This window comes from Hymenobacter sp. BT491 (assembly GCF_014349165.1).
GTDB lineage: Bacteria > Bacteroidota > Bacteroidia > Cytophagales > Hymenobacteraceae > Hymenobacter > Hymenobacter jejuensis.
In genome coordinates this window covers 554,576-579,969 of sequence record NZ_JACSJJ010000001.1, presented here as the reverse complement: position 1 = coordinate 579,969, position 25,394 = coordinate 554,576, and the positions used below count along the sequence as shown (strand labels likewise).

Genomic DNA, 25,394 nt, shown 5'->3' with positions numbered 1-25,394 from the left:
GATTAACTCAATGGTTTAGTAGAGTTTATGCATTGTTGCTGATATACTTGAAGCGAACAAAACGATCATTTTCGTAGATGGCCGCGAAGTGGCCACCAGCCGTGCTGGACGTGTTGCCCGACTTAGATTCAGCTTTGCGTTCCACGGGTTTGGCTGGAGCGGCAGTTGGAACTGCAGGATATGCGCCAGGAACCATACCGGGCACGTGCACAATGAAGGAGAGGATTTTTGAAGCCATGCTTGTTTTCAGTTAGAGTGTGAACGATGGGCGAAACGGGTAAAAGATCTCAGAAGTTAAAAGGACAAATTTTCATTAACTAAGTACTAATTCGATCTGAACAAATGTAAAGATATTACCATTTGCTTGTATGATATAAAGGTAAATTTTTTCTTATTAAAATGTAAATACGTATTACCCCTGAATCAATGTCCGCGGCAGCACTGAGCACGGCATCCGTATTAGCACGGATAACTTCTTCGGTAGAGCAGATTCTTGCTAGCTCGCCCCCTTTGCACCTCACTGGCTGCACCCAATCGCTCCGGCGTTGCCAGCAAGCATATAATATAAGCAATATATATTTACAATATTTTGATTGTCAATATTTTACACCATTGCTTCCAAACTCCATCAAACACATAAAAAGGCAATGCGGCTAAGCTGGAGTGCCCGCAACCGTGGGTGCGTTGTTGCAAGCCCCAAATATTTTGCGTGCTCGAGATAACGGACCCAGCGAGGGCCATTAGCCTAAACGCGATTAGGCAGCGTCATACGAGCAATCGGCAAAAACAAAAACCGCAGCCCTATATATAGAACTGCGGCTATTCGGTCTTGGTTTTAGTCAATTTTCGGCTCGTCTGTAAAGGAGCGCCGAGACGGCTTAACTGATGAGCTTATGACGCATGGCATACTGAATCAGGCCCACCACCGATTTCGAGTTGGTCTTGGTCAGAATGTTCTTGCGGTGGGTCTCGACGGTGCGCTCGCTTATGAAGAGCGTTTCGGCAATGTGGTAGTTGGAGTACTCCTGGGCGATAAGTTTGAGAATCTCGCGTTCGCGGGTGGTAAGCGAGACCGGTACTTCTTCACGCGGCGGCAGCCGCAACGAGGCCAGCTCGTAATTCTGTAGCAGCGTTGCGCCTACTTCGCGGCTAAAAAACGTGCGGCCCGCCACAATCTGCCGGATGGCTTCGCCCAGTTCTTCGCGGGTCGTGTTTTTTAATACGTAGCCTGAGCCGCCCGCTTCGAGTACTTCCGTCACAGAAGCATGATCGTGGGTCATGCTCAGCACCAGCACGCGCACTTGCGGCGCCTGCTCCCGAATGGCTTGGGTCAGTTCCACGCCCGACATCTCCGGCATGTTCAAATCGACCAGCGCAACGGTTATTTCTGGGTCCTGCTTTAGCTTTTGCAGGGCTTCCAAGCCGCTTTCTGCTTGCGCAACTATTTCAATATCAGACTCTTGCTTAAGAAGCATTTTAACCCCCTCAATTACCAACGGATGGTCATCGACAATGAGGACACGCACGGGAATACCAGTTGCAGTAGGTAACAAATCACTCATAGAATACGGCTTTAAACAGTACTAGCAGCAACGCAAGAAGTCGTACTCCAAAGGCAAAAGCTTCTTGAGTAGTTTATCCAAGCTCAGCGCCTTATTATTTTTCCGTTTTGGGCGGAATGGAAAGATACAATAATCGTATAAGCTTTTGAAGGATTTTCCTTAACAAAAGCGCTACTGTTGAGCTTATATAATTAAGCTTAATTGTATTTATCTTCTTGATTTAAAGCATTTTACACAATATTCACTGCCCAAAAAAGCCGCTCCTTTCAGGAAGCGGCTTTTTGAGGCTGACAAAGGGCTGTGTTTACTTTAAACCGTACTTGCCGCGAAACTTTTTGTTGAGGTAAAGCTGCTTGTTGTCGAGGCTGAATGCGCGGCCATCGATGTAGGCTTGGGTCACGTTGTTGGTACGCATGTCGAGCAGGTCGCCGCTGCTCACGACGAGCGTAGCGCTTTTGCCAGCTTCCAGGCTGCCGAAATCTTTGTCTAGGCCCAAAATCTGGGCCGTGCTGAGCGTTACGGCCGTCAGGGCTTGCTCTTTGGTCAGGCCGTGGCCGGCGGCGGTGCCGGCAATAAACGCCAAGTTGCGCGATCCAGCGGTTTCCATACTACCTTCATAGTCAAGGCAATAGCGAATGCCAGCTTGTTGCAACAAGCTGGGCAGCTTGTAGGGCAAATCATAATCGTCGCCGGCGCGGCGCGGCAACGCGTGAATGCGCGACAGAACGACTGCGATGTCGTTTTGCTTCAGAAAATCCAGCATCATCCAAGCGTCCCGGGCGCCAACCACGGCTATTTTCTGCACGCCTTGCTGCTTGGCAAAGCGCACGGCCTCAATGATTTCCTTGCCGTCGTCGGCGTGAACGAACATGGTCTTGGAACCGTCGAACAAGCCGCTCAGCGCCGTTAGCCGCAGGTTTTCCTTGCGCCCAGCGGGTAGTTTGCGGTAAGCCGAGGCTTCGCTCAGCAGTTGCTCCAGGTCGCGGAGTTGCTGCTGCCGGGCTTTCTCGCGACGCTCAAACGCTTGCGCATCTTCGGCCGGATTGAGGCGCACGAGCAGCGGCGGCCAGTTGACGTGCAAGCCGTCGTCGGCTTTTACGGCGGCGTCCTGCCAGTTCCAAGCATCGAGCTGCACGACGCTGCTCTGCCCCGAAATGACGCCGCCGCGCGGCGTTACCTGCGCCAGCAGGACGCCGTTGGTACGCACGGTAGGCAAGATGTCGGAGTCGGTGTTGTAGGCGACCAACGCGCGCACGTTAGGGTTGAACGTGCCCACTTCCTGCTCGTCTACGGTAGCCCGAATGGACTCTACTTCCGTGAGACCCAGCGTAGTGTTAGGGAGAATAAGGCCCGGATAGATTTCCTGGCCCTTCACATCCACCACCTGATACGCGCCGCGGTCTTGCCCGAAACCGCCCTGCGCACCGGCATACACGATGCGGCCTTTTTCGAACGCCACGGCCGCATCCGGAATGACCGTGCCGTTGCCGACGTGCAATGTACCGCCCAGCAGCAGCATCGGCTTGCTCTGAGGCGCCGCCGGAATGGGCACCTGCGCGAAAGCCGGAACGGCGGTAAGCAAAGCCAATGAAAACAGTATGTGTTTCATTATCAATATTTTATGCTTCTACAAATTTTGATTCTAAAGCAGTCTCCCTTCTTTTTTAAGGAGGGGAGCTTTTAGCTCTAGTTACTGATCCAGGTCTTTTTCTTCGCCCATGGTGTCGCAGTGGAAATGACCGGTGGCGCGGGCGACGGGCGTTTGGGTGGGCGCACCAGACTTCTTGGCATCCAGCATCTTCTGCACGATGCGCAGCCGTTCGCGCTTCAGGTCATCGCGCATTTTCTGGTCGCTTTCGAGGTCGAAAAATTGGCGGCCGTCTACAAAAGTGCGTTCAGCACGCGCGTAGATGCTCAACGGATCAGCGCTCCACAGCACCACATCCGCATCTTTGCCTTCCTTGATGGAGCCCATGTGCGATTCCAAATGCAGCATTTTGGCGGGGTTAATCGTGACCAGCTTCAGGGCTTCTTCCTCCGACAAACCGCCGTATTTCACCGTTTTGGCGGCTTCCTGGTTTAGGCGGCGCGACATTTCGGCATCGTCGGAGTTGATGGCCACGTTCAGGCCGGCGTCGTGCATAATGGCCGCGTTGTACGGAATGGCATCGCGCACCTCATTTTTATAAGCCCACCAGTCCGAGAATGTGCTGGCGTTTACGCCGTGCGCCTTCATCTTATCGGCTACTTTGTAGCCTTCCAGAATGTGCGTTAACGTATTGACTTTGAATCCCATCCGGTCCGACACGTTCAGCAGCATGTTGATTTCACTCTGCACGTAGCTGTGGCAGGTGATGTTGCGCTTGCCGTTCAGGATTTCCACCAACGCGTCCAACTCCAGGTCGCGGCGGGGCGCTTCGGTTTTCTTCTGTTTGGCTTTCGAGAGTTTGTTGTAAGCGGCCCAATCTTTTTCGTATTCCTTGGCCCGCGTAAATGCATCCACAAACACCTGCTCTACGCCCATGCGCGACTGCGGGAAGCGCAACACGTTGCGTTCGCCGGCGTTCGACTGCTTCACATTTTCGCCCAAGGCAAACTTGATGAAGCCCGGCGCATCCTGGATTTTCATCTGCTCGGGGCCCATGCCCCAGCGCAGCTTGATTAGGGCCGACTGTCCGCCGATGGGGTTGGCTGAGCCGTGCAGGAGCTGCGAAGCCACTACGCCGCCCGCCAGATCGCGGTACACGTCAATATCCTCAGGATCAATCACATCGCCCACGCGCACTTCCGAGGTCACGGCTTGGGTGCCTTCGTTTACACCTTCGGCAATGGCAATGTGCGAGTGCTCGTCGATGATACCCGGCGCGAGGTGCTTGCCGGTACCGTCGATGCTGCGGCCCCCTTTCGGCACGGCCAGGTTCTTCCCGATTTTGGCGATTTTGCCGTTTTGCAGCAGCACGTCGGTGTTTTCGAGCTTGCCTTCCTTCTCACTCGTCCAAACAGTTGCGTTTTTGATCACAACGGTTTCTTGCTGAGGTACTTCTGCCCGACCAAAAGCCACAAACGGGAACATCATCTGACCTAGTTGTACGGGCTCCGGGGCTTTGGCCGAATCGCGGCGCGCGGCCCGGCTAGCCTCCTCAAGCCGCTTTGCCGACCACTTCACCTGGCTGGCATCGGCCAGCTGCCCGTCGCCTTGAAAGGTGCGGTTATCGGCTGTGTAGAAGCCACTTAGCCGTACGGCGGTGCCTTTACTTTTGGGCGTCGGATTGTACACGATCGTGGCCAGATCGCCGGATACGGCAATGGTGCCGCGCACCGAATCTTTGGGCGCCAGCAGCACGCGCAGCTCCGGCGTTTCGGGCTTGCCGGCTACCACCATATGCACGTCGGGTTGGTTACCAACCTTCAGGGTGTACACGCCGCGGTAATCAGCGGGAAGCTGGCTGAGCTGGTAGCGCTCGCCTTGTACCCAGTTGTCCAGCAGCACGTTATCATCGGCAAAAATGCGCGTGGTGCAGACCAGAAAGTTGGCCGTAGCGCCGGGCTTCAGGTTCCCGACTTGGTTTTGCGCCTTGATGAGTTCAGCGGGCGTGGCCGTGAGGGCTTTCAGCGCCTGCTCCTCAGTGAGACCGTATTTGATGGCTTTTTTCAGATTGGGCAGGAATTTCTTCTTGTCCTTCAGGTCGGCGGCCGACAGCACAAACGGTACCCCAGCTTTGGCCAGTATGGCGGCGTTGGCGGGCGCCATTTCCCAGTGCTTCAGGTCTTCGAGCGGTACGCGCGAGGCGTCGTACACGTCGTCGACGTTGTAGGCATCGGGGAAATTGAGGCTGACGATAATGGGCGCTTTGGTGGCCTGAACGTCCTGCAAACGCTGGTATTCGTCGCCATGGCCCTTGATAATGTATTGAATACCAAACTCATCGCCCACTCTGTCGGCGCGCAGGGCGCTGAGTTTGTCGCGCACCTCGAAAATCTGCGGCAATTGGCGCTGCTGATTGAAGGCCCGCAACGACAAGTTTTGCTCCTTGGCCGGGTTGCGTTGGTTCCAGTCGGCGTCCAGAAACGTCTGGCGCAGCAGGGCAATGCTGCCCATTAGCGAGCCCGGATAATCTTGCGTGGAAGAGCCTTTGTCGAACGAAAACCCGGCCGCCGCCCGATCAAGAAGCACCACTTCGTTCTCCTTACGGTTGGTGTTGAGCGTCACCAATGCCGCCGTGCCGCGCACAATACCGTCGGGCGCTTGGGTAAGCACAGTTCCGAAGCCTAGTTTGCGGTAAACGTCGGCTTGGTCATTGTTTACCTTAAATGACTCAGCAGCAGCCACTTCCGGGTGCACAGCCTGATTCCAGTCATAAGCGCCGGTTTTCTGGCTTTCAAACTGCGGATCGCGGTCGCGGCGGCTGCGGCGTTCGGCGGGTTTTACTTCCGGCAGGCCGTAACTGGCGTACAGATCGACGAAGCCGGGGTAGATGTACTTGCCTTTCAGATCGGTGACGACGGCACCGGCGGGCACTTTTACGTTTGGGCCTACGGCCTCCACTTTGCCATCGCGGATGAGCAGCGTCGCGTCGTTGAGCCGGGTTTTGTAGTCCGTGAAGATCGTGGCGTGCGTGAAAGCGTACAGGCCCGGCCGCTGATCGTAAACGCCGTTGCGCGGGTACGTCGAGGGCTGGGCGTACGCACCCAGGCTAAGCCCGAATAGCCCGGTAGCCAGCCCCAGCTGGCGCAGATTCATGTGCATTGAGTTTGGGTAAAAGTGCTGACAAAAGGAGACGTTAAGCAGAATAAATGGGACCATGCAAAGGCTCGCTCCCAAATGTACCCAAAGAAACCAGGCTGCCTAGTACCGGAGCGCTCGATTTTACCTCAACATTTCGGCCTTTGCAGCAGTATGTTCATTATTGTCAGCCACTGCTTCAATCCCCACCCCCACGCCATGCGCAAAGGCACACAAGTCACCTGGAAATACGGCACCGGCACCGCCACCGGCAAAATTGAGGAAGTGCACAAAGAAGCCGTCACGCGCAAGCTCAAAGGCAGCGACATCACCCGCAACGGCACCGCCGACAATCCGGCTTTCGTCATTGTGCAAGACAACGGCGATCGCGTCATCAAGCTGCAAAGTGAGGTAAAAGCCGCCACGAAGAAATAAATACAACTAATTGATAATCAACAACATAAAAAAGCTCCACCAGCAGAGGCTGGTGGAGCTTTTTCAGTTAGCTGAGCGGCGGTGCCGCATTACTGGTTAGCGGTTATGTACATCGGGCTCAATGAACGCCTGCTCGTCCATTTCCTCGGGCACTACCACCACGCCTTGTTGCAGCTTGCTGTTTTTGCGCCCATAGATGAAATACACGATGAAGCCGAGCAACATCCATCCTATAGCCACCTTCAGCGTGAACGCGTCAAGAGCCAAAATCATAAGGGTACACACCAGAATACCCATAATCGGCACGAAGGGGAACACCGGTGACGAGAGCGGCGCCCGGAACGGGCGGGGCTGCGCGGGGTCGGAGCGGCGCATGATCCACACGCCGGCCGAGACCAGCACGAAGGCCAGCAGGGTACCGAACGAGGTCAGGTCGCCGGCCAGCGAGCCGGGTACGAAGGCGGCGAACGCCCCCACGAAAATGAGCAGTGCGATGTTCGACTTGTAAGGCGTGCGGAACTTGGGGTGCAACTCCGAAAACGCCTTTGGCATGAGGCCGTCCTTGGCCATGGAGAAGAACACGCGGCTCTGGCCCATGAGCATCACCAGAATTACGGACGAAAAGCCCAGCAGAATGGCCACCGTGACCGCCGTGCTCAGCCACTCGTAGCCGGGCATGTGCTCCTTGATGGCGTAGGTGACGGAAGCCTCGCCGCCCTTGGCCGGGTCGGCAAACTCGCGCCAGTTGGCCACGCCCGTCAGCACGTGGCCGAAGAGGATGTAGAGCACGGTGCAGACCGCCAGCGAGCCCAAAATGCCGATGGGCATGTCGCGCTTGGGGTTTTTGGCCTCCTGGGCCGCCGTGCTCACCGCGTCGAAGCCGATGAAGGCGAAGAACACGATGGCCGCCCCGCCCAACACGCCGCCCCAGCCGTGCTTGTTCCAGGCCGTGTATTCGCGTACGATGTCGCCGGCCGCGTTTTTCACGGGCTCCGCGTTTTCCGGGATCAGATACGGCGTGTGGTTGGCCGGATTCACAAACTGCCAGCCCACGGCGATGAATACCAATACGATCACCACTTTCAGCACCACCACTACGGCGTTGAACAGAGCCGATTCCTGCGTGCCTTTGATCAGCAGCAGCGACAGCGCCACGATCACCAGCAGCGCCGGCAGGTTGATCATGCCGTGTTCGGTTACGCCATTGACAACGGCACTTTCGAAGGGCGAGTGACTCAGATTATACGGTATACTCGTCCCGAAGACCGCTAAGAGCTTGTTGAGGTATTCGCTCCAGGCAATGGAAACGGTGGCGGCCCCTAGGGCGTATTCCATGATCAACGCCCAGCCGATGACCCAAGCCACAAACTCGCCCATGGTGGTGTAGGCGTAGGTATAGGCCGAGCCGGCAATCGGGATCATGGCGGCAAACTCGGCGTAGCACAAGCCCGCGAACACGCAGCCGATCGCGGCCACGATGAAGGCCAGCGTCACGCCCGGCCCCGAAGCCTGCGCGGCGGCAGCGGCGGTGCGCACAAACAGGCCCGCACCGATGATGGCGCCCACGCCCAGCGCCACGAGGTTGCCCGCGCCCAGCGTCCGCTTGAGGGTACCGTGCCCGGTGGAGTTGGCCTCCCCCAGCAACAGGGCCAACGGTTTTTTGGCGAAAATATTTGCCATACAGTAAGTAAAGAGAGAAGGAAAAAGGTGAGAGGTATGGAAAGTCGAAAGTCGTTACAGAGAGCCCGAATATAGGCGATAATCAGCAATGGTGCGCCAAAGAGGCAACTGCGCCGGATTGGTTGCACCCTAGCGCTAAGGGCAGCCGTGCTTTGCGCCGGATACGGGCCATCGGGCAGGCAACTAGCGGGGCCAGGCAGTTATGTCCGTGATCAGAAAATAACAGCGATGAATTTTACTTCATTAAACCTTGGGCGGCGGCCTCTATCTAACCGCCAAATTCCATTCAGAAAAATATCTCCATGAAAAAGATGCTCATGTTGCTCGCCGCCGTCACGCTGACGGCCGGTGCAGCTTCCGCTCAAACTTCCCCGACTACTCCTCCACCCGCCGGCCAACCGGGCCAATACGGCAACCGCCAAGGTGGTGGCTACGCCCAACAAACCCCAGAGCAGCGCGCCGACCGCATGGCCCAGCGCCTGACCCAGCAACTAGGCTTAACGGCTGAACAGACCGAAAAGGTGCGTCAACTTTCGCTCACCCAAAGCCAGGAAATGCAGGCCCGTCGCAGCCAGGCCACTGCCAGCACCGACCGTGAAGCCATGCGCACGGAAATGAAAACCATGCGCGACCAACAGGACGCGAAACTCAAAGAAATCCTGACCGCCGAGCAGTACACCAAGTACGCCCAAATGCGGGAGGAGCGCGGCGGAAACCGCGGCCCGCGCGATGGAAAAGAGGAAGGAAAGGTTAAAATCAAAAAGGATAAGAAGAAAGCCAAAAGCTAAATCTGCGCCTATCAGTTCCGAAAAGCTCCGGTCGTAAGGCCGGGGCTTTTTTTATGCTTGTCAGCCTGAAATCGGGTAAAAATCAAGCCCTAAGAATGAGGAACAAAGCCTATCATCTAATAGACAATGATCTTATAATCAATTAATTATAAATTATTCATAACTTTTCCTCCGTTCTGTTGTGCTTATCGCATTCGCTGCTTGCTTATATTTGAGAATATGCGTTCGGCAGCCGCCCGCGATGGCTGCCCCGGTCTCGGCACCACTTCATTGGCTTTACTTGCCTGAGCCAAACGCTTCCACTACAACCTATCACCATGAGCCCCCTGCCTAGTAGTCCGTCCTCGGTTCAAATTCAGCAATTTTATGACAAGGGCTTGGCCCACGCCAGTTATGCCATCCGGTGCGGCCGCCAAGTAGCCATCATCGATCCGGCCCGCGATCCACAGCCTTACTACGACTTTGCCGACGAACACGAGGCCGACATTATCGCAGTAATCGAGACCCACCCCCACGCCGATTTTGTTTCTTCGCACCTCGAAATAGCCGAGGAAACCGATGCTACCATCTACTGTAGCAAGCTGGTAAAAGCTACGTACCCGCACAAAAACTTCGACGACGGCGACCGCATTCACCTCGGCGCCGTTGAGCTGCACGCCATCAACACGCCCGGCCACTCGCCCGACAGCATTTCGGTGCTGCTGATCGACGAAATGGCCCAAACCCGCGCCGTATTTACCGGCGACACCTTGTTTGTAGGCGATGTAGGCCGCCCCGATTTGCGTGAAGATCAGGCAGTTGGTGGCCACCAGCGCGAGCAGCTAGCCGCTCAGCTTTACGCCAGCACCCGCAACAAGCTGATGGCGCTGCCGCCGGCCACGCGCGTTTATCCGGCGCACGGCCCCGGCTCGCTGTGCGGCAAAACCACCAGCACCGAGCTCGACAGCACCATCGGAAAGGAGCTAAAAACCAACTACGCCCTACAGCCCATGTCGCAGGACGAGTTTATCCGGGTGTTGCTGGAAGATCAGCCCTTTATGCCCAAGTACTTCAGCCACGACGTGGTGCTGAACAAGCAAGGCGCGCTTCCTTTTGAAGACAGCATTCGGGCTGTGCCACGCCTGCAACCTGATGCTTATTTGGAAACCGGCATTCCCATCATCGACACCCGCCCTGCCGCGCAGTTTCGGGAAGGCCATTTGCGCGGTGCCATCAATTTGCAGGACGGTGGCAAGTTTGAAACTTGGCTGGGCTCGATCATTGGGCCGAAGGAGCAGTTTTACCTCCTCGCCGACTCGCAGATTGCCTTGGATGCGGTCATTCGCAAAACGGCAAAAATCGGGTATGAAATCAACATCAAAGGTGCTTTTCTGACGCCGCGGGACCTGCCTGCCACCAGCGCGCTGGCCAACATCGAGCACGTGCGCGAGCACCCCGAAGATTTCACCATCGTCGACATTCGCAACCGCACAGAGGCCAAGGAATCCATTTTTGCAGATGCGCACCTGATTCCGCTGCCTGAATTGCGTGAACGCGCCCACGAGGTGCCTACTCACAAGCCCATTTTGGTGCATTGCGCGGGCGGCTACCGTTCGGCAGCGGGCGCCAGCATTTTGCAGGCGGCTTTGCCCAACGCCGAAATCTACGATTTGGGAGAAGCCGTGACGGAGTTTCAGAAGCAGGCTGTGCACTAAATTAATGATTATAAATTCGGAATATGAACAGCCGCGAAATTTGGAATCAATTAGTAGGTAAGCTTTCTGGCGAACCGTCAGAATTTGCAACAACCCCTACGATTAATAAACAACCTTTATGGTTTACCGCTAAATATGATGCAGGTATTATTTACATTGATAGCGCATCCATCAAGCAGCCTTCAAGCAGCCTTCAAGCAAGATACAAGGCACGAGAAAATTAAGTTATGAAAAGTTTAACGAGGTGTATCCTTATTATTTAAGAAGAAAAAATGGAGAGAAAATAAGTAAAGAGGTCCGTGCGGTCACATTCAATTCAGTATATTATTTTTCTTTAATAATGCACTTGGTAGAGTCAACTTGAAGCAACAAGAGTCGAAAGTACTATAGTAAGCTTATGCCTAGCCGTGTGGAGTCTTGATGTATCTTCGTAGTCTATGCGAGTTCTTCATACCGCCGACTGGCATTTGGGCCAGCGCTTTATCAGTGGCCACGAGCGCACCGACGAGCACCGCTTCTTTCTGGAGTGGCTGGTGCAAACGGTGCGCCAGCAGAACGTGGAAGTGCTGGTGCTGGCCGGCGATGTCTTCGATACGGGTTCGCCTTCCAATGCGGCCCTGGAGCTGTATTACTCGTTTCTGATGAACATGCGCGGCACCAGCTGCCGCGACATCGTGATTGTGGGCGGCAACCACGACTCCCCGGCCACGCTCAACGCCCCGGCGCGCCTGTTGCGTCATTTGCGGGTGCACGTAGTCGGCTGCGTTCCCGATTGCTTTGAGGACCAGGTAATTATCCTGAACGATGCCCAGGACCAGCCGGGTCTGGTGGTGTGTGCCGTACCGTTTCTGCGCGACCGCGACGTGCGCCTGTCGGTGCCGGGCGAGTCGGCGGAGGAACGCGAAATCCGCATCCGACAGGGCATTGCCGATCATTACGCCCGCTTCACAGAGCTAGTGGCGGCGCACAAAGCCGCCGGGTTGCCAGTGCTGGCTACGGGCCATCTGTACGCCGCCGGTGGGGCCGCCTCCGATTCGGAGCGCACCATTCACGTCGGCAACCTGGGGCAAGTATCTGCCGAGCATTTCCCAGAAGTATTTGACTATGTGGCACTTGGCCACTTGCACCGCCCACAGCGGGTAGGCGGCCGCGAGCACATTCGCTACTCGGGCTCCCCTATTCCGCTCTCATTTTCCGAGGTCGATCATCCGAAGCAAGTCGTTTTGCTCGATATCACGCCCGGTTCGCTGAGCCTCGAAACGCTGGAGGTGCCCGGCGCCCGCAGGCTCATCCGGTGGCACGGCTCGCTGGAAGAAGTGCTGAACCACTTAACTACCTACGACAATACGGGTTACCAACTCCCCGCTTGGATTGATGTGGAAGTGCGCTCGGAGCTCACGCAACTCGAAGTAGCTGAGCAACTTCTGAAAGTCATCGACCTGCTCGACCGTACGCAGCTGGAGGTGCTGGCCCGCCGCCATTTCCGCATCGTAACGCTCCGGCCTCTCGACGAGCCGGAGCCGCTCACCCGCGGCCTCGACGACTTCACGGAGCGCGAAGTCTTTGAGCGCCGCCTGGACGATGAGCCCCAAGAGTCGCGTACTGAACTACTGAGCACGTTTGACGAGTTGTTGGAATTGATGCGGGAAGAATAGCCAGCAAGGCTGTAGTTTTTAGCTTTATCGAGCCCTAAATCAAACCCATATCTACACAACTAATTATTTATCAATAACTTATATTACGTCATTAAGGGCTCTGAGTCCCGTTAGTTGACCCTGCTTCGCTTACATGAAAATTCTCCGCGTCCGTTTCTTTAACCTGAATTCCTTGCGAGGACAGCACGAGGTCAACTTTGGCAATTCGCCATTGTCCGACTCGGGCTTATTCGCTATTACCGGGCCCACCGGCGCGGGCAAAACTACCATTCTCGATGCCATCACGCTGGCGCTCTACGGCCAAGTGCCACGCCACGACGGCAGCGGCTCGGAGCAGGTAATGAGCCACGGGACGGGCGAGAGTTGGGCGGAAGTGGAGTTTCAGGTCAATGAGCGGGTATACCGCGCCAAGTGGGGTCAGCACCGCGCCCGGCGCAAGCCCGACGGTCCGCTGCAGGACTCGAAAATGGAGCTCAGCGAACAGCAAATTGTAGACGGAGAAGAGACGTGGCCCTTTCTGGAAACGTACAAATCCAGGGTTCCCGGCAAAGTTGCCGAGCTGAGCGGCCTCGAATACCGGCAGTTTCTGCGCTCGGTGCTGCTGGCGCAAGGCGATTTTACACGGTTTCTGAAGTCGAGCCCCGGCGAACGGGCGCAACTTCTGGAGAAGATCACGGACACGCGCAAGTATTCCGACATCTCCGTTGCGGCTTTCCGCAAGGCCAAAGACGAAGCCCAGCGCGTGGAAGTCTTGCGTGCCGGCATGGCGGGGGTTACGCTGCTTTCGGCAGAGGAACTGGCCTTGTTGGAAACGGAGCTTCAAGATTTTAAGGCCCAGCTCGCCATTGCCAACCAGGAGCAACAACGCCTTATCGAAGCGCAAAACTGGCTGCGCAAACTGGAAGAACTCACGGCTCGTCAGCACCAGGGCCAAAGCAAATTGAGCCGCTTGGCCGGTGAAGCCGAAACGCTGGCGCCTGTGCGCCAACAGGTGCAGCGCCACGAGCAGGCCTTGCCCTTCCGAACGCCTTGGGCTTTGTTGCAACAAGCAGAAGGCCAGATACAACAGCTACTGCGCGAGGCAGAGAGCCTGCAACACCAACTGCCCCAGCTACAGGCGGAAGTAGCCACGGCCCAGCAGGCCCGCGAGGCTGCGCGCCAAGCCCGGACGGCTGCCTTGGCCGTGCAGCAAGAGCAGGAGCCTAAATTGCGGGAAGCCGAACAGCTCGACAGCCTCATGCGCCAAGCAGAGGTGCAGCTTCAGTCCGACCGCCAGAAGTACGACGAGCGTAACGAGCAATGCAAGCGCCAGAAAGCCGAACTCGAGCACCTGACGCAGCAAACCCACACGTTTCGGCAGCAGCTGAAGGAGTTGGCCAAATGGCTCGGCGAGCACACTCAACTGGCTGAGCTCACCAACGCGCTGCCCGAGCTAACGGCTAACCTCCAGGACTGGGATCACTTGCAAGCCGAACTAGGCCAGTTGCGGCAGCGACAGGCCGAGTCGGTGCGCCGGCTTCAGGATGCCGCAAATACCGCTGAACGTTACCAGCAACAGGCACTTACTGGGCAACGACGTCTGTCGGATATCAAAGCCCAACAACACGATACGGCGATGCGGCGCGACGAATGGTTTCGGCGGCTCCAGCACCACGCGGCCGGTTTGCAGCACGAATACGATGCTCAACAGCAGCATTGGGATGATTTGCGCCGCTCCAATTCGCTCCAACAGCTTATTCTGTCGCACACCGAAACCCGCCAACTCCTGTCGCCGGGCGAGCCGTGCCCCGTGTGCGGCGCTACCGAGCACCCGTTTGCCGCGGGCTTACTGGGCGTGAGCGAGGAATCGTTGCAGCGCGACCAACAGCGCGAAGAAGAACTCAGTCAGCGCGTGCGCGCCTTGAATGCCCGTCTGAATCGGGCGTCCACATACGTAGGCATGCTCGAACAAGCGGGCGGCCAACTCGCGGATACGCCGCCGGCAACCATCCCTCTCCTGCCCGAATCGGAAGAGAAAGCAGCGGCCGACGAAGTAAAAAGCATCGTGCAGCAGCTTCGGGAGCTGGACCAGCAACACGCCGCCGCAGAAGTGGCTCTGACACAGGCTATTAGCCAGCAGGCATCTTTCCAACTGCAACAGCAAGACTATCAAGCGGATGCGGCCAAGATTGCGGCTGGCTTACGCGACGCTGAAGAACGTGTTCCGGTGGTTAAGGAGCCGATTACCAGCCTTCTGAGCAGCTTTGGCCTGACCTTCAATGGCGAAAACGGGCGGGCACTGGTAGAGCGCTGCAAACAGCTGATTGCCGATTTTGAGCAAAAGAAACTCGCGCAGGCGACCGTCGAAAAGCAGCGGGACGAGAACCAGATCCGGTTGGAGGAACTAACCAAATCGCACACCGAAACCAACCAGTGGCTGCGCGAGCACAAGCACGACATTGTTGAAAAGCACACCGCGATTCAGCAGCAAAAAGCGAAGCGCCAGGCACTTTACGCGGGCCCCGACGTGGCGCAGGCTTTCCGGGAACTGGCCGCGGCCGTGCAGCAAGCCGACGCGCTCTTGCAACAAGCGGAGCGACAAGTTCAGGAGCACGAAAACCGCTTGGCTCGTACCGACGAGCAGCTGCGCCAGCGGCAGCAGGATGCGGCGCGGCGCCAACAGGAACGCGAGCAGCAGTACGCGGCGCTGGTCACCAATCTTCAAACCGCGGGCCTCACGCCTGACCCCACTGCACTGGCAACGCTGCTGTTGCCCGATTCGGAAGTGCGCCGCCTTGCCGACCAGCTGCAAGCACACGAGCGGGATGTAGCCGCCACCCAACAGGCCCTGACGGAAGCCGCACATCAGTTTCAGATGGAACAGGCGCGCGCGCTGACAAATGACCCCATCGAATCCATTGATAGTCAGCTAGTTGTCACGAGGCAGCTGATTGCTGACCTTAATCAGCAACTTGGGCAGCGGCAGCAGCGCCTCACCGACCATCAGCGCGGTTTGGAGCGGCACGCCGAAATGGCGGCTCAACTCGAAGGGCAGCAGCAGGAAGCGCGCCGTTGGCGGCAGCTGGCCGACTTGATCGGTTCGGCCGACGGCAAGAAGTTCAGCGAGTTTGCGCAGGGCCTCACGCTGGCCCGTTTGGTGGAGTTGGCCAATCGCCACTTGCAGCGCCTCACCGACCGCTACCGCATCACGCGCAACCCCGACGAGCACCTCGATTTGCTCATCACCGACCACTACCAAGGCGACAGCGCCCGCTCGATGAACTCGCTTTCGGGCGGCGAAAGCTTCTTGGTGAGCCTGGCGCTGGCCTTGGGGTTGTCTGAGTTGGCAGGACGCAAAACGCAGATTGACACGCTGTTCATCGACGAAGGCTTCGGTACCCTCGACCCCGATACGCTGGACATTGCACTGTCGGCGCTGGAAATGCTGCAAGGCTCGGGCAAGATGATCGGCATCATTTCGCACGTCGAGGCCCTCAAAGAGCGCGTCACAACCCAGATCAACGTGCGCAAAGGCGCTGGTGGCGTAAGCACACTGCGGGTAGTTGGGTTCGGCGAAGCATTGTAGCGCTACTGCGCACCTGCTTCCCGTATCTCCGCCCACAACCAGTAACGTCGGGGTTGGATACCCGCGTATCGCTGCTGGAAAAAGCCAACCACCTCCTGCTCAATAGTTTCGGGAGCGATAGAAGAGGCGTAAATCGGCCGCTGATCGGGGTCGGCGTAGCGGTGCATCTTGCTGAGGCCTTTGCCCGAAAGGCGCAGTAAGGGCCCCGTGTCCGTCACAGCGTCGAAAGTCCAACGGCGAGCGGTTTGTTCGAGGGCGTTGAGGCGGGCAGCCAGCGCGTCCAACGGCAAACGCGGCAGCGTCGGGCGCGATTCGAGGTCAATCCAAGTGGTGTATTTGTACTCAAATTCATACCGATTGCCTTCGTAAATGCTTAGCACCATGTCGAAGCCCGCCGTGGAGCCAAACAACGCATAATAAGGCAACGGCTCCGGCGTGCGCACCACAACCAAACTAATATCTTCATAGCCAACTGTGTGCGTAGCGGCACTTTGCACTACAGCTACTGCTTGGCGTACCCGCTCGTATTCGGGTTCCCAAACGGTAAGGTCCAGCTCCGGATTTTCGAGGATATTGCCGAAACGCGGCAGAAACCACTCAAACTTTTCCGCCGATGCTTCGTCCTCGCGGCGGCGTAGTACAGGAGCGCCAAAAGGCGGATAAAACAGCTCTTTCTCCTTGGCATTCAGCCAGCACACGAGCTTCAGGGCATGGTCGGCGTGCGGGTCGTGCCAGTTTATCTCCCGAAAATCGCCCAACGTAGCTACTAAGCGCAACAGATGCTCATGCCGCAGCGCCTGCTCGGGATTCAGCATCGCCCAGACGCCTACAAAACCGTCAACATCGAAATGGTTGGCTGTCACCGCGTTGGCTACATTTTCCAGCACTGAAGAGTGGAGAAAGCGCAGTACCGAACCAGCACTGGTATCGTCGCGGAAGAGCTCGGGCGTGGCAGCCCCGCGCCAATGAGCCAGCACAAGCACCGCTCCTAGCCCAGTGCTATCGACGATAATGGTGGGCTGGCGGCGCACTTGTGCGAAGGGAACAAACTTCATGTAGCAATAAGCAAGAACCAGAAGGCAAGTAACCAACAGCAACGCAGTTCGTCACCACAAAGGCCATTATTGCTTTCGGCGGCGATTGGAAATGTGCTCTACCCGACTGCGCCGAATCCAGTGCAGGTACTTTTGCAGCTCCTCGGCGCTGCGCAGCGCCTCGATGGTGGAATATTGCTTTGCCAAGATGCGATTGGTCAGCAGCAAGTGCACTGTGCTGTGGCAGGGTTGGCACAAATCTACGACTGGCCCGTGGCGGCCCCCTTCCTCACGCGGTACCAAATGGTGCCGCGACACATACCGCACTTGCCGCTCGCACAGTTGGCACTGCGGCTCGTTTGGGCTTTGGGCAGCAAGCTGGCCCCGTCGGGCTTCGTTGGCACGTCTCGACATAAATACTAGGTTAGCAAGTAGTTATCTTAAATATTCTTGGCATAATCCCGAAAATAGCCAACCGCAAAAAAAATATTCAAAATTGTATTAAGCCGATTAGATAAAATATATATTTGGTTGCGGAAACAGCACAATACGCTGTAAACCACGAACAACAGGTTGTAGTTCTCTCTTGGCAAAGATGGATTTATAACCCTAAAAGCCCCAGTCCACATTTCACACCACTTATTGTTTAAATATGATCATTTCTACTCGCCCTTTTCCCTGTAACCTCAAAAATGCTCTGCGGGCAGGTGGCCTGCTGGTGGCCTTGGTGCTGCTGATGCCCTCCACTTCGCGGGCGCAGACTTGGATGGTATCGACAGACGTGTATGCTAAAATTGGCGTCATGGATAAGTTTGGGCAGCTCGGCGCATACACCGCCAAATTCATTGTCACCGACCAGAGCTCCGGCAAAACCTACACCTTGGTGAAAGAAGTAACCAAAGGCCAGAATGGCGTCGATGTGCTATTCCCTTCGGAAGCTTCCGAAGCCGATTATTTCAAAACCGAAAGAGGAGAAGCCGCGAAATTTGTTCCCAACGCTTTCGTGTGGGAGTGCCAGGTAGGCGGCAAAAAAGTAGTAGGCGGCCGCTTTACTTTTTCCGAGACCGGCAACGATGTGACGGTTATCGACAAACGCAAGTAATTATCTTGCAACAACTTATGAAAGCCCGACGCAGCAGCGCCGGGCTTTTGCTATTGTGGGCTTGGGAAACTTCTTTGCCAAAATTTTACGTATGCTGGATAGGCGGTGAAAGCACCCGCCGAGAACTTGTATTCATTTTCAGCAAGAAGTGCGATGGCTAAGAAATCATTTGCCGAACTCATTAGTAGCCCGGGCATGCCGGTGCTCGTCGATTTTTATGCGGACTGGTGTGGGCCCTGCAAAACGATGGCGCCCATTCTGCAACAGGTAGCCGCACAGCACGAAGGCAAGCTCAAAGTGATAAAAGTGGACGTGGACCGCAATCCGGCGGCAGCCCAACAGTACCGGGTGCAGGGCATCCCTACACTGATTTTGTTTCACAAAGGGCAGCAAGTGTGGCGGCAGTCGGGCGTGGTCCCGGCAACCCAACTCACGCAGGCAGTGCAGGCTTATTTATAGAGCGCCACGGCTAACTTACTCTGTAGCTGCGTTCTGGCTGCCGAAAATTGATTACTATCTTACCACAAACTAACTAGCTTGGTAAGGCGTTGGGGAAGCGCACTTCTATACCTTTGCTACTGCTCCCCACCGCTGCCCCAACCAATGCGATTAACTCCGTTACTGTTCCGCTGCCTTGCTTTTCTGGTTTTCTGGTCTGCACCCTTGGCGTTAGTCGCGCAGGGGCGCTTCCTGCTGAGCGGGTACGTACGCGCTTCCTCCGACCGCAGCATGCTACCCGGCGCTTCGGTGGCCGTGCCGGCGCTCAATACCGGCACCACCGCCGACTCGACGGGCTTCTATGCCTTGCCCCTGCCGCCGGGCCGGCACCGGTTGGTCATTTCCTTCATTGGCTACGAGACGATAACCCGCGACATCAACCTGACGCAGAACCAGCGCCAAGGCTTTGCACTTTCGTCTTCCAACAACGAGTTGGGCGAAGTAGTGGTAGAAGGCTCGGGCTCGCTGGAGCAGAAGCTTCAGACAACCCAGATGAGCGTGGAGCATCTTTCGGTGAAGGAAGCCAAGCTGCTGCCGGCCTTGTTTGGCGAAGTCGACTTGCTTAAAACCTTACAGCTCAAGCCCGGCGTGCAAAATGGCGGCGAAGGCACCTCGGGCCTCTTCGTGCGCGGCGGCTCTTCCGACCAGAACCTGGTGCTCGTGGACGACGCGGTGGTCTACAACCCGGCGCACTTGTTCGGCCTGTTTTCGGTGTTTAACCCCGATGCGGTGCAAAGCGTGGACCTTTTCAAAGGCGGGTTTCCGGCGCAGTACGGCGGACGGTTGTCGTCGGTGGTGGATGTGAAGCTGCGCGAAGGCAGCCGCGAGAAGTACAGCGTGAGCGGCGGGCTGGGTCTGATTTCGTCGCGTCTGACGGTGGAAGGACCGATTGTGAAGAAAAAGGGCTCCTTTATTCTGTCGGGGCGGCGCACCTATTTCGACATTTTTACGCGCCAGATCAACAAGATCAATGAAGGTAAGGAAGACTATAATCCTATTCCAAACTACTACTTCTACGACTTCAACGCCAAGGCCAACTACGCGCTTGGCAAGAAAGATCAGGTCTTCTTCAGCGGCTACTACGGGCACGACATATTCGGGTTTAACAGCTCCAACGGATTCAATTTTGACTTTAGCTGGGGCAACGCCGTGGCAACGGCCCGCTGGAACCACGTGTTTTCGTCGAAGCTGTTCGTCAATACCACGGCTTCGTTTACGCGCTACCAATACAACATTACCAACAAGCTCGATCAGTTTAGCTTCGGGCTGACTTCCCAAATTCGGGATTACGCCCTGCGGACCGACGTAGAGTACACGCCCAACAGCCATCACACCTGGAAATTCGGAGCCATTATCACGGCACACGACTTCGGAGTTGGGCGCCTAAAAGCCGGTAGCGCCGACGGCCGGATTGACTTTGGCTCCGATGTGAGCTATCTGGGGCAGGAAGCCGGGGTGTATGTTTCCGACAACTTCAAATTCAGCAACAAGCTCCAGCTCGATTATGGACTGCGGCTGTCGGGCTTTCACAGCGGCTCCGATACGTATGGCGGCCTAGAGCCCCGCGGTGCCGTCCGGTATTCGCTTACGCCAACCACCTCATTGAAAGCTAGTTACGCCCTGATGTATCAGTACGTGCACTTGGTCACCAATACGGGAGCCACGCTGCCCACCGACATTTGGTACCCGTCGCGGCTTTCGGTGAAGCCCCAGCGCTCGCAGCAGGTAGCTACGGGAGTCAGTTTCTTGCTGGGCAAAGGCAAGTATCTGCTTACCAATGAAATATACTACAAATGGGCGCACAACCAGATTGACTTCCGCGACGGCGCTCAGCTGTTTGCCAACGACAACCTCGACGCCGAGTTTCTGTTTGGCAAGGGTTGGGCGTACGGCAATGAGCTGTACCTAGAGAAAAAGCAGGGCCGCACCACCGGCTGGATTGGCTACACACTTTCTTGGTCGAAGCGGCGCTTCCCGCCTCAGCTGGGCACGCAGGGCATCAACGGCGGGCGTATTTTCTACCCCACGTATGACCGTCGCCACAACCTGACCGTGGTAGCGCTGCACCAGCTTTCGGAGCGCTTCAACCTGACGGGCTCGTTTGTATATACCACAGGCTCAGCGACTACCTTGCCGCAGAGCCGGTACTTTTTTCAGGATGTGCAGGGCGTAGAATACACGGCTGTGCCAGTGTATCCTGACCGCAACAGCTACCGGCTGGCGCCCTACCACCGCCTTGATTTGGGCGTAGTATACAAGTTGCGCCCGCGCCACGGCGAATCCGATCTGACGCTGAGCATTTACAATGCGTACAATCGGCGTAATCCGTATTTTGTATACTTCGATCAGGTGAAGGACAAACAAACCAAACAGATCCTAAGCTACCGTGCCCGGCAGGTGTCGCTGTTCCCCGTGATTCCCTCGATTACCTATAATTTCAAATTTTAAAGAATAATCCGGTCGCGTTATACCGAATTTTTAAAATGCATAACTTGTTTATTATCAGGTATTTACAGAAGTATTTAGGCGGATTGTCGGCGTTGCTTGTGCTGGCGTTTGCTGCTGGCTGCGGCTTGCAAAAAGACATCGATGTGGAGTTGCCCGCCGGACCAGCGCAGCTGGTGGTAGAATGCTATCTGGAAAACAACCAGATTCCGCGCTTAACGGTCTCGGAAACAACGCCTTATTTGGCCGATCCCACCCCTGCCGTCCCGACCGACGCTACAGTGGTGCTCACCTACCCCGATGGCCATCGCGAAACGCTGGCTTACGGCCCCGGCATCAGCCGCCAGGGCAAAGCCTACACGCACATCGGCAAGCAACGCCTGACGGTGAAGCCCGGCGACAAGTTTGTACTCGACGTAACGGACACGCAGGGCCGCCACGTTACCGGCACAGCCATTGCCCCGACGGTGGTTACGATCGACACGCTAGAGTGGAAATTCAACGACAAGCCCGCTGAAGAGCGCCAGGCCTACGTGCTCAATACCTTTCAGGACCCCGCGGGCACGCTGGATTTTTACCGCTTTCAGATCCACCGAAACAGCCTCGCCAACGGTTCGGAAATCGATTATATGGTGGAAGACCGCCTCAACGACGGCAAGAAAATCACTCTCGGCACGAGTTATCAGTTCGAATCGAGTGATACGCTGGTGGTTAGCCTCTACCACTTCGACCAGCCGTATTACCGCTACATGCAATCGGTGCAGAACGCACGCAATGCCAACGGCAACCCTTTTGCCCAGCCCTCGGCCATCCAATCGACGGTGCAAGGCGGCTTAGGCGTGTTCACGGTGCTAAGCTACCAGCGCAAAACCATTATTATCAAATAAGCCTCCCCAAACAGGCATTTGCAACTTTCGCCGCAGACAACGACTCCAGAAGTTATTCCACTTTATACGTTTTCCGATATCCTATGTACTGCACTCGTACTCAAGCCATTCTGTTGTCGTGCCTGATGCTGCTAGCTACACTGCTAAGCAGCTGCGATCCAAGCTCTTGCGGTTGCGCGCCACCGCCAGCACCCCATGTTACGGCAGCGCAACTGCTTCATAAGTGGCAACAGAGCGAATTACAAGTTGGCACGCCATCGGTAGTTGTTAGGGACAACGACATCAAAAATCGCTATGCCATCGAGTTCCGAACCGATGGCACATACACCCAAACGCTGCTCGCCGATAACACTACTTACACCGGGACGTGGATGCTGATGGATCCCGACAACCGAATGCTGCACCTCACCGATCAAAAAGGTGATATTCAGGAATATACCATTATCAGCGTTAGCGATCAGACACTGGCATACTCGCGGCCGAACAAAGCCGGACAGCAGGAGTATTATAGCTTTAAGCTCGTGTACTAGCTACACTTGCTGCCCAGCAAAAAGGCCGCTACACAGGGTGTAGCGGCCTTTTTGATTCAAACATCAATCCTACTGTTGCGCCACGACGGCTTTTAGCAGCGCTGTAAGTCGTGGCTCGGCATCCGACGCGACCCGCAGTATATCAGCAAGTTGCACCCGCTTCAGTTTGCCGGGCGAACACAAATCGGTAATCACGGATACAGCCAGTACCGGCAAACCTAGGTGTACGGCAGCGATTACTTCTGGCACGGTGCTCATGCCTACTGCGTCGGCCCCGATGGTGCGCAGGTAGCGGTATTCGGCCGGCGTTTCGAGCATGGGGCCGGGCAAGCTGGCGTACACACCGCGGCGCACTTTGTCGGCAAAGCCCAACTGCTGCGCTGCGGCTTCGGCCTGGGCCAGCAAACCAAGGTCGTAAGGCTCTAGCATATCGGGGAAGCGTGGGCCTAGCTCGTTTAAGTTCTTACCAATGAGCGGGTTAGTGGGCTGCAAATTGATATGGTCTTCGATTAGCATCAGATCGCTGTAGTTGTACTCGGGGTTGAGGCCACCAGATGCGTTACTCACAAACAGCTTCTGAATGCCCAGCAACTTCATGACGCGCACCGGAAACACGACCTGCTCCATAGTGTAGCCCTCGTAGTAATGAAAGCGCCCTTGCATCACCAGCACCCGCCGGCCGCCGAGCGTAGCCGCCAGCAAATTGCCCGAATGGCTTTCGACCGTAGAAACCGGAAAGTGCGGCAACGAAGCATAAGGCAAGCTCTGCACCACGTCGAGCTCCTCGGCCAACGCCCCAAGGCCCGTACCGAGTATAATCCCAAATTCCGGTTGAAAATCGCCCAGAATCGGACGGATGTAGTCTGCGGCCTCGCGAAGCTGCTGCATCATAAATACTTGATTATAAGACAGTTACACAATATCCAAAACCAGGTTTTCCTGCTTTAAAGCAGGAAAACCTGGTTTTGGTTTACTGAATGTTCAGCTCGAAAGGCATGCGCGCTTGTACGCCGCTCATGGTCGAGAGGGTTTTGTACTGTTCGTACAGAGGATACAGCGGGCCCATTTCCTGCTTCACCATCCGCATGCGTACTTCCTCACTGATGCCGCTGAAAACGCTCTCAAACATCGTTTTCTGGCGCGGCAGGCGTTGTATGCTGTAGTCGTCGCCCTTCAGATGCGCCCGCCGGGCCGCGATGCGCATGGCGTCGTCGAAGGAGCCAAGCACATCGACCAAGCCGCGCTGCTTGGCTTCCGTGCCCGACCACACGCGGCCGGAGGCAAAGCGCTTCAGGCGCTCGACGGGCATGTGCCGGCCTTTGGCGGCCTTGGTAGTGAAGTCGGCGTAGATCCGATCAACTTCTTTTTGCAGCTGCTGCTTTTCAAACTCCGTGAGCGGCCGCGTAATGGTTGGCTGATCGGAAAATTTACCGGTAGTTACGCGGTCGGTGGTGATGCCGAGCTTGTCGCGCAGCAAGGGCTGGATGTTGGGCAGCACGCCAAATACGCCAATGCTGCCCGTAATCGTATTGGGGTGCGCCACAATGGTATCGCAGGCCATAGCAATGAAATAGCCGCCCGAAGCCGCCACATCCGACATCGAACACACGATCGGCTTTACGGCCTTAGTGAGCGCCACTTCGCGGTAGATGATGTCCGAAGCCAGCGACGAGCCGCCGGGCGAATTGACGCGCAGCACCACGGCTTTTACTTTATCGTCGAGGCGAGCCTTGCGGATGGCGTCGGCGAAGCGCGTGCTGCCGATGTTGTCGTTGCCGCCCTTGCCCGTCACGATGTCGCCTTCGGCATAAATCACCGCGATGCGGTTGTTGCTGCTGGTGTTTTCGTCGATGTCTTTGCTATAGTCGTCGAGGCTGACGAGGCTGAGCCTGCTCTTTTTGGCAATGCCGACTTTCGACTTCATAAAGTCCAGCGCCTCATCGTAATAGCCCAGATCCGTAACAAGGCCCAAGCGCTTGGCATCGTCGGCGTTGTGCACGAGCATCGAGTCGCTGATCACCTTCAACCGCGCCGGCGCGATTTTGCGGGCGGCGGCCACGTGCTGTAACATGAAGTTATTCAGCGAGTTAAGAAACGACGAGGTTTGCAGCCGCGCCGAATCCGACATGTTCTCGCGGAAGTAAGGCTCCACCGCGCTTTTGAAAGAGCCCACCCGGAAGATGTAAGGCTCGATGCCCAGCTTGTTGAACAGGTTTTTGTAATAATAAGTCTCGGAGCTGAGGCCGTTGAATTCCAACGAGCCTTGCGGGTTGAGGTACAGCTTATCGGCCACGGAAGACAAGTAGTAGCTCTTCTCCGAGGAGATGTCGCTGTACGCCACCACAAACTTGCCCGATTTCTTGAAGTCAAGCAGCGCGTCCCGAATTTCTTCCAGCGACGCCATGCCGGCCTGCACCAGCTCCACGTTCAAGAAAATGCCTTTGATGTCGTCGTCGTTTTTGGCGCGGCGAATGGTTGCTTTGAGCTGATCCAGGCCGGTATTGTCGGCTTGGCTGGAGAACAGAGCTGCAAACGAATCGCGGCTCTCACGTTCCGAAACAGGTTTATTGAGCTTGATTTCCAGCACCGAATTGCTCGCCACGCTCACGTCTTTGTCAGACTTGGCGGCGGAAATCGCCACGGCAAACAGCACCAGAAAGCCCACAACAGCGAATAGCACGAGGCCCGTGAGCGTAGCCAGTACGTACTTAAGAAATTGTCTCATCAGAAAAGGGAGTTATAACCTGAGCTCAACAAATGTAACGGGCTTTTGGTGACAAGCACACGGAGCTTATC

The 25,394-nt window shown here is 56.2% G+C and carries 20 protein-coding genes; 11 read left to right on the top strand and 9 right to left on the bottom strand.

The window, feature by feature from the left end; translation table 11 throughout:
* Positions 1-25: 25 nt before the first annotated feature.
* The 4 genes from H9I52_RS02480 to H9I52_RS02465 all read right to left on the bottom strand — a co-directional run bounded on the left by H9I52_RS02480 (position 26) and on the right by H9I52_RS02465 (position 6,303).
* On the bottom strand, positions 26-238 hold the full coding sequence (locus tag H9I52_RS02480; RefSeq protein WP_139514198.1) for a hypothetical protein: 213 nt from the start codon (positions 236-238) through the stop codon (positions 26-28).
* A 640-nt stretch (positions 239-878) separates the two neighbouring features.
* A complete protein-coding gene (locus H9I52_RS02475) occupies positions 879-1,562 on the bottom strand; it encodes a response regulator (protein ID WP_187452505.1) in 684 nt (227 codons plus the stop codon).
* A gap of 304 nt (positions 1,563-1,866) precedes the next feature.
* Positions 1,867-3,171: an amidohydrolase family protein gene (locus H9I52_RS02470; RefSeq protein WP_187452504.1), complete on the bottom strand. Its 1,305-nt coding sequence runs from the start codon at positions 3,169-3,171 to the stop codon at positions 1,867-1,869.
* A gap of 81 nt (positions 3,172-3,252) precedes the next feature.
* The gene (locus tag H9I52_RS02465; protein WP_187452503.1) at positions 3,253-6,303 is read right to left on the bottom strand and encodes an amidohydrolase family protein; all 3,051 of its coding nucleotides are present in this window, start codon (positions 6,301-6,303) and stop codon (positions 3,253-3,255) included.
* 156 nt (positions 6,304-6,459) lie between these two features.
* On the opposite strand from H9I52_RS02465, the gene H9I52_RS02460 reads away from it, so the two are divergent.
* On the top strand, positions 6,460-6,720 hold the full coding sequence (locus H9I52_RS02460) for a DUF2945 domain-containing protein (protein WP_262385926.1): 261 nt from the start codon (positions 6,460-6,462) through the stop codon (positions 6,718-6,720).
* Between the two features lie 96 nt (positions 6,721-6,816).
* Here H9I52_RS02460 and H9I52_RS02455 read toward each other — a convergent pair whose 3' ends face one another.
* Positions 6,817-8,400, bottom strand: a complete 1,584-nt coding sequence (locus tag H9I52_RS02455; RefSeq protein WP_187452502.1) for an amino acid permease — start codon at positions 8,398-8,400, stop codon at positions 6,817-6,819.
* Between the two features lie 302 nt (positions 8,401-8,702).
* Here H9I52_RS02455 and H9I52_RS02450 point away from each other — a divergent pair, with 302 nt between their 5' ends.
* From H9I52_RS02450 to H9I52_RS02430, 5 genes are all read left to right on the top strand, one after another.
* A complete protein-coding gene (locus H9I52_RS02450) occupies positions 8,703-9,188 on the top strand; it encodes a hypothetical protein (protein ID WP_187452501.1) in 486 nt (161 codons plus the stop codon).
* Between the two features lie 317 nt (positions 9,189-9,505).
* Positions 9,506-10,882: an MBL fold metallo-hydrolase gene (locus H9I52_RS02445; RefSeq protein WP_187452500.1), complete on the top strand. Its 1,377-nt coding sequence runs from the start codon at positions 9,506-9,508 to the stop codon at positions 10,880-10,882.
* Between the two features lie 23 nt (positions 10,883-10,905).
* On the top strand, positions 10,906-11,106 hold the full coding sequence (locus H9I52_RS02440) for a hypothetical protein (protein WP_187452499.1): 201 nt from the start codon (positions 10,906-10,908) through the stop codon (positions 11,104-11,106).
* 213 nt (positions 11,107-11,319) lie between these two features.
* Positions 11,320-12,537 carry an exonuclease SbcCD subunit D C-terminal domain-containing protein gene (locus H9I52_RS02435; RefSeq protein WP_187452498.1) on the top strand — a complete coding sequence of 406 codons (1,218 nt, stop codon included), beginning with the start codon at positions 11,320-11,322 and terminating at the stop codon, positions 12,535-12,537.
* A 133-nt stretch (positions 12,538-12,670) separates the two neighbouring features.
* The gene (locus H9I52_RS02430; RefSeq protein WP_187452497.1) at positions 12,671-16,102 is read left to right on the top strand and encodes an AAA family ATPase; all 3,432 of its coding nucleotides are present in this window, start codon (positions 12,671-12,673) and stop codon (positions 16,100-16,102) included.
* 2 nt (positions 16,103-16,104) lie between these two features.
* Here the strand turns inward: H9I52_RS02430 and H9I52_RS02425 are convergent, their stop codons facing one another.
* Positions 16,105-17,157 (bottom strand): DUF6687 family protein, encoded by a 1,053-nt coding sequence (locus tag H9I52_RS02425; protein WP_187452496.1) that lies wholly within the window; start codon positions 17,155-17,157, stop codon positions 16,105-16,107.
* Positions 17,158-17,223: 66 nt separating this feature from the next.
* Positions 17,224-17,550, bottom strand: coding sequence for an HNH endonuclease (locus tag H9I52_RS02420; RefSeq protein ID WP_230471268.1), 327 nt, complete (start codon positions 17,548-17,550; stop codon positions 17,224-17,226).
* 238 nt (positions 17,551-17,788) lie between these two features.
* Here H9I52_RS02420 and H9I52_RS02415 point away from each other — a divergent pair, with 238 nt between their 5' ends.
* The 5 genes from H9I52_RS02415 (at position 17,789) to H9I52_RS02395 (ending at position 22,598) form a co-directional block, all read left to right on the top strand.
* Positions 17,789-18,238 carry a hypothetical protein gene (locus H9I52_RS02415; protein ID WP_187452495.1) on the top strand — a complete coding sequence of 150 codons (450 nt, stop codon included), beginning with the start codon at positions 17,789-17,791 and terminating at the stop codon, positions 18,236-18,238.
* 153 nt (positions 18,239-18,391) lie between these two features.
* Positions 18,392-18,697, top strand: coding sequence for a thioredoxin (gene trxA, locus H9I52_RS02410; RefSeq protein ID WP_139514210.1), 306 nt, complete (start codon positions 18,392-18,394; stop codon positions 18,695-18,697).
* Between the two features lie 144 nt (positions 18,698-18,841).
* The gene (locus H9I52_RS02405; RefSeq protein ID WP_187452494.1) at positions 18,842-21,184 is read left to right on the top strand and encodes a TonB-dependent receptor; all 2,343 of its coding nucleotides are present in this window, start codon (positions 18,842-18,844) and stop codon (positions 21,182-21,184) included.
* A 35-nt stretch (positions 21,185-21,219) separates the two neighbouring features.
* Positions 21,220-22,068 (top strand): DUF4249 domain-containing protein, encoded by an 849-nt coding sequence (locus H9I52_RS02400; protein WP_187452493.1) that lies wholly within the window; start codon positions 21,220-21,222, stop codon positions 22,066-22,068.
* Positions 22,069-22,151: 83 nt separating this feature from the next.
* Positions 22,152-22,598, top strand: coding sequence for a lipocalin family protein (locus H9I52_RS02395; RefSeq protein WP_187452492.1), 447 nt, complete (start codon positions 22,152-22,154; stop codon positions 22,596-22,598).
* Between the two features lie 69 nt (positions 22,599-22,667).
* Here H9I52_RS02395 and H9I52_RS02390 read toward each other — a convergent pair whose 3' ends face one another.
* Both H9I52_RS02390 and sppA read right to left on the bottom strand, forming a co-directional pair.
* Positions 22,668-23,489 (bottom strand): purine-nucleoside phosphorylase, encoded by an 822-nt coding sequence (locus H9I52_RS02390; RefSeq protein WP_187452491.1) that lies wholly within the window; start codon positions 23,487-23,489, stop codon positions 22,668-22,670.
* A gap of 79 nt (positions 23,490-23,568) precedes the next feature.
* Positions 23,569-25,323: a signal peptide peptidase SppA gene (gene sppA, locus H9I52_RS02385; protein WP_187452490.1), complete on the bottom strand. Its 1,755-nt coding sequence runs from the start codon at positions 25,321-25,323 to the stop codon at positions 23,569-23,571.
* Positions 25,324-25,394 lie beyond the last annotated feature (71 nt).

What these genes read in the sequence shown, in the direction of transcription:
- H9I52_RS02480 (WP_139514198.1), bottom strand. Translation starts at nt 238, where the DNA reads ATGGCTTCAAAAATCCTCTCCTTCATTGTGCACGTGCCCGGTATGGTT.
- H9I52_RS02475 (WP_187452505.1), bottom strand. Translation starts at nt 1,562, where the DNA reads ATGAGTGATTTGTTACCTACTGCAACTGGTATTCCCGTGCGTGTCCTC.
- H9I52_RS02470 (WP_187452504.1), bottom strand. Translation starts at nt 3,171, where the DNA reads ATGAAACACATACTGTTTTCATTGGCTTTGCTTACCGCCGTTCCGGCT.
- H9I52_RS02465 (WP_187452503.1), bottom strand. Translation starts at nt 6,303, where the DNA reads ATGAATCTGCGCCAGCTGGGGCTGGCTACCGGGCTATTCGGGCTTAGC.
- H9I52_RS02460 (WP_262385926.1), top strand. Translation starts at nt 6,460, where the DNA reads ATGTTCATTATTGTCAGCCACTGCTTCAATCCCCACCCCCACGCCATG.
- H9I52_RS02455 (WP_187452502.1), bottom strand. Translation starts at nt 8,400, where the DNA reads ATGGCAAATATTTTCGCCAAAAAACCGTTGGCCCTGTTGCTGGGGGAG.
- H9I52_RS02450 (WP_187452501.1), top strand. Translation starts at nt 8,703, where the DNA reads ATGAAAAAGATGCTCATGTTGCTCGCCGCCGTCACGCTGACGGCCGGT.
- H9I52_RS02445 (WP_187452500.1), top strand. Translation starts at nt 9,506, where the DNA reads ATGAGCCCCCTGCCTAGTAGTCCGTCCTCGGTTCAAATTCAGCAATTT.
- H9I52_RS02440 (WP_187452499.1), top strand. Translation starts at nt 10,906, where the DNA reads ATGAACAGCCGCGAAATTTGGAATCAATTAGTAGGTAAGCTTTCTGGC.
- H9I52_RS02435 (WP_187452498.1), top strand. Translation starts at nt 11,320, where the DNA reads ATGCGAGTTCTTCATACCGCCGACTGGCATTTGGGCCAGCGCTTTATC.
- H9I52_RS02430 (WP_187452497.1), top strand. Translation starts at nt 12,671, where the DNA reads ATGAAAATTCTCCGCGTCCGTTTCTTTAACCTGAATTCCTTGCGAGGA.
- H9I52_RS02425 (WP_187452496.1), bottom strand. Translation starts at nt 17,157, where the DNA reads ATGAAGTTTGTTCCCTTCGCACAAGTGCGCCGCCAGCCCACCATTATC.
- H9I52_RS02420 (WP_230471268.1), bottom strand. Translation starts at nt 17,550, where the DNA reads ATGTCGAGACGTGCCAACGAAGCCCGACGGGGCCAGCTTGCTGCCCAA.
- H9I52_RS02415 (WP_187452495.1), top strand. Translation starts at nt 17,789, where the DNA reads ATGATCATTTCTACTCGCCCTTTTCCCTGTAACCTCAAAAATGCTCTG.
- trxA (WP_139514210.1), top strand. Translation starts at nt 18,392, where the DNA reads ATGGCTAAGAAATCATTTGCCGAACTCATTAGTAGCCCGGGCATGCCG.
- H9I52_RS02405 (WP_187452494.1), top strand. Translation starts at nt 18,842, where the DNA reads ATGCGATTAACTCCGTTACTGTTCCGCTGCCTTGCTTTTCTGGTTTTC.
- H9I52_RS02400 (WP_187452493.1), top strand. Translation starts at nt 21,220, where the DNA reads ATGCATAACTTGTTTATTATCAGGTATTTACAGAAGTATTTAGGCGGA.
- H9I52_RS02395 (WP_187452492.1), top strand. Translation starts at nt 22,152, where the DNA reads ATGTACTGCACTCGTACTCAAGCCATTCTGTTGTCGTGCCTGATGCTG.
- H9I52_RS02390 (WP_187452491.1), bottom strand. Translation starts at nt 23,489, where the DNA reads ATGATGCAGCAGCTTCGCGAGGCCGCAGACTACATCCGTCCGATTCTG.
- sppA (WP_187452490.1), bottom strand. Translation starts at nt 25,323, where the DNA reads ATGAGACAATTTCTTAAGTACGTACTGGCTACGCTCACGGGCCTCGTG.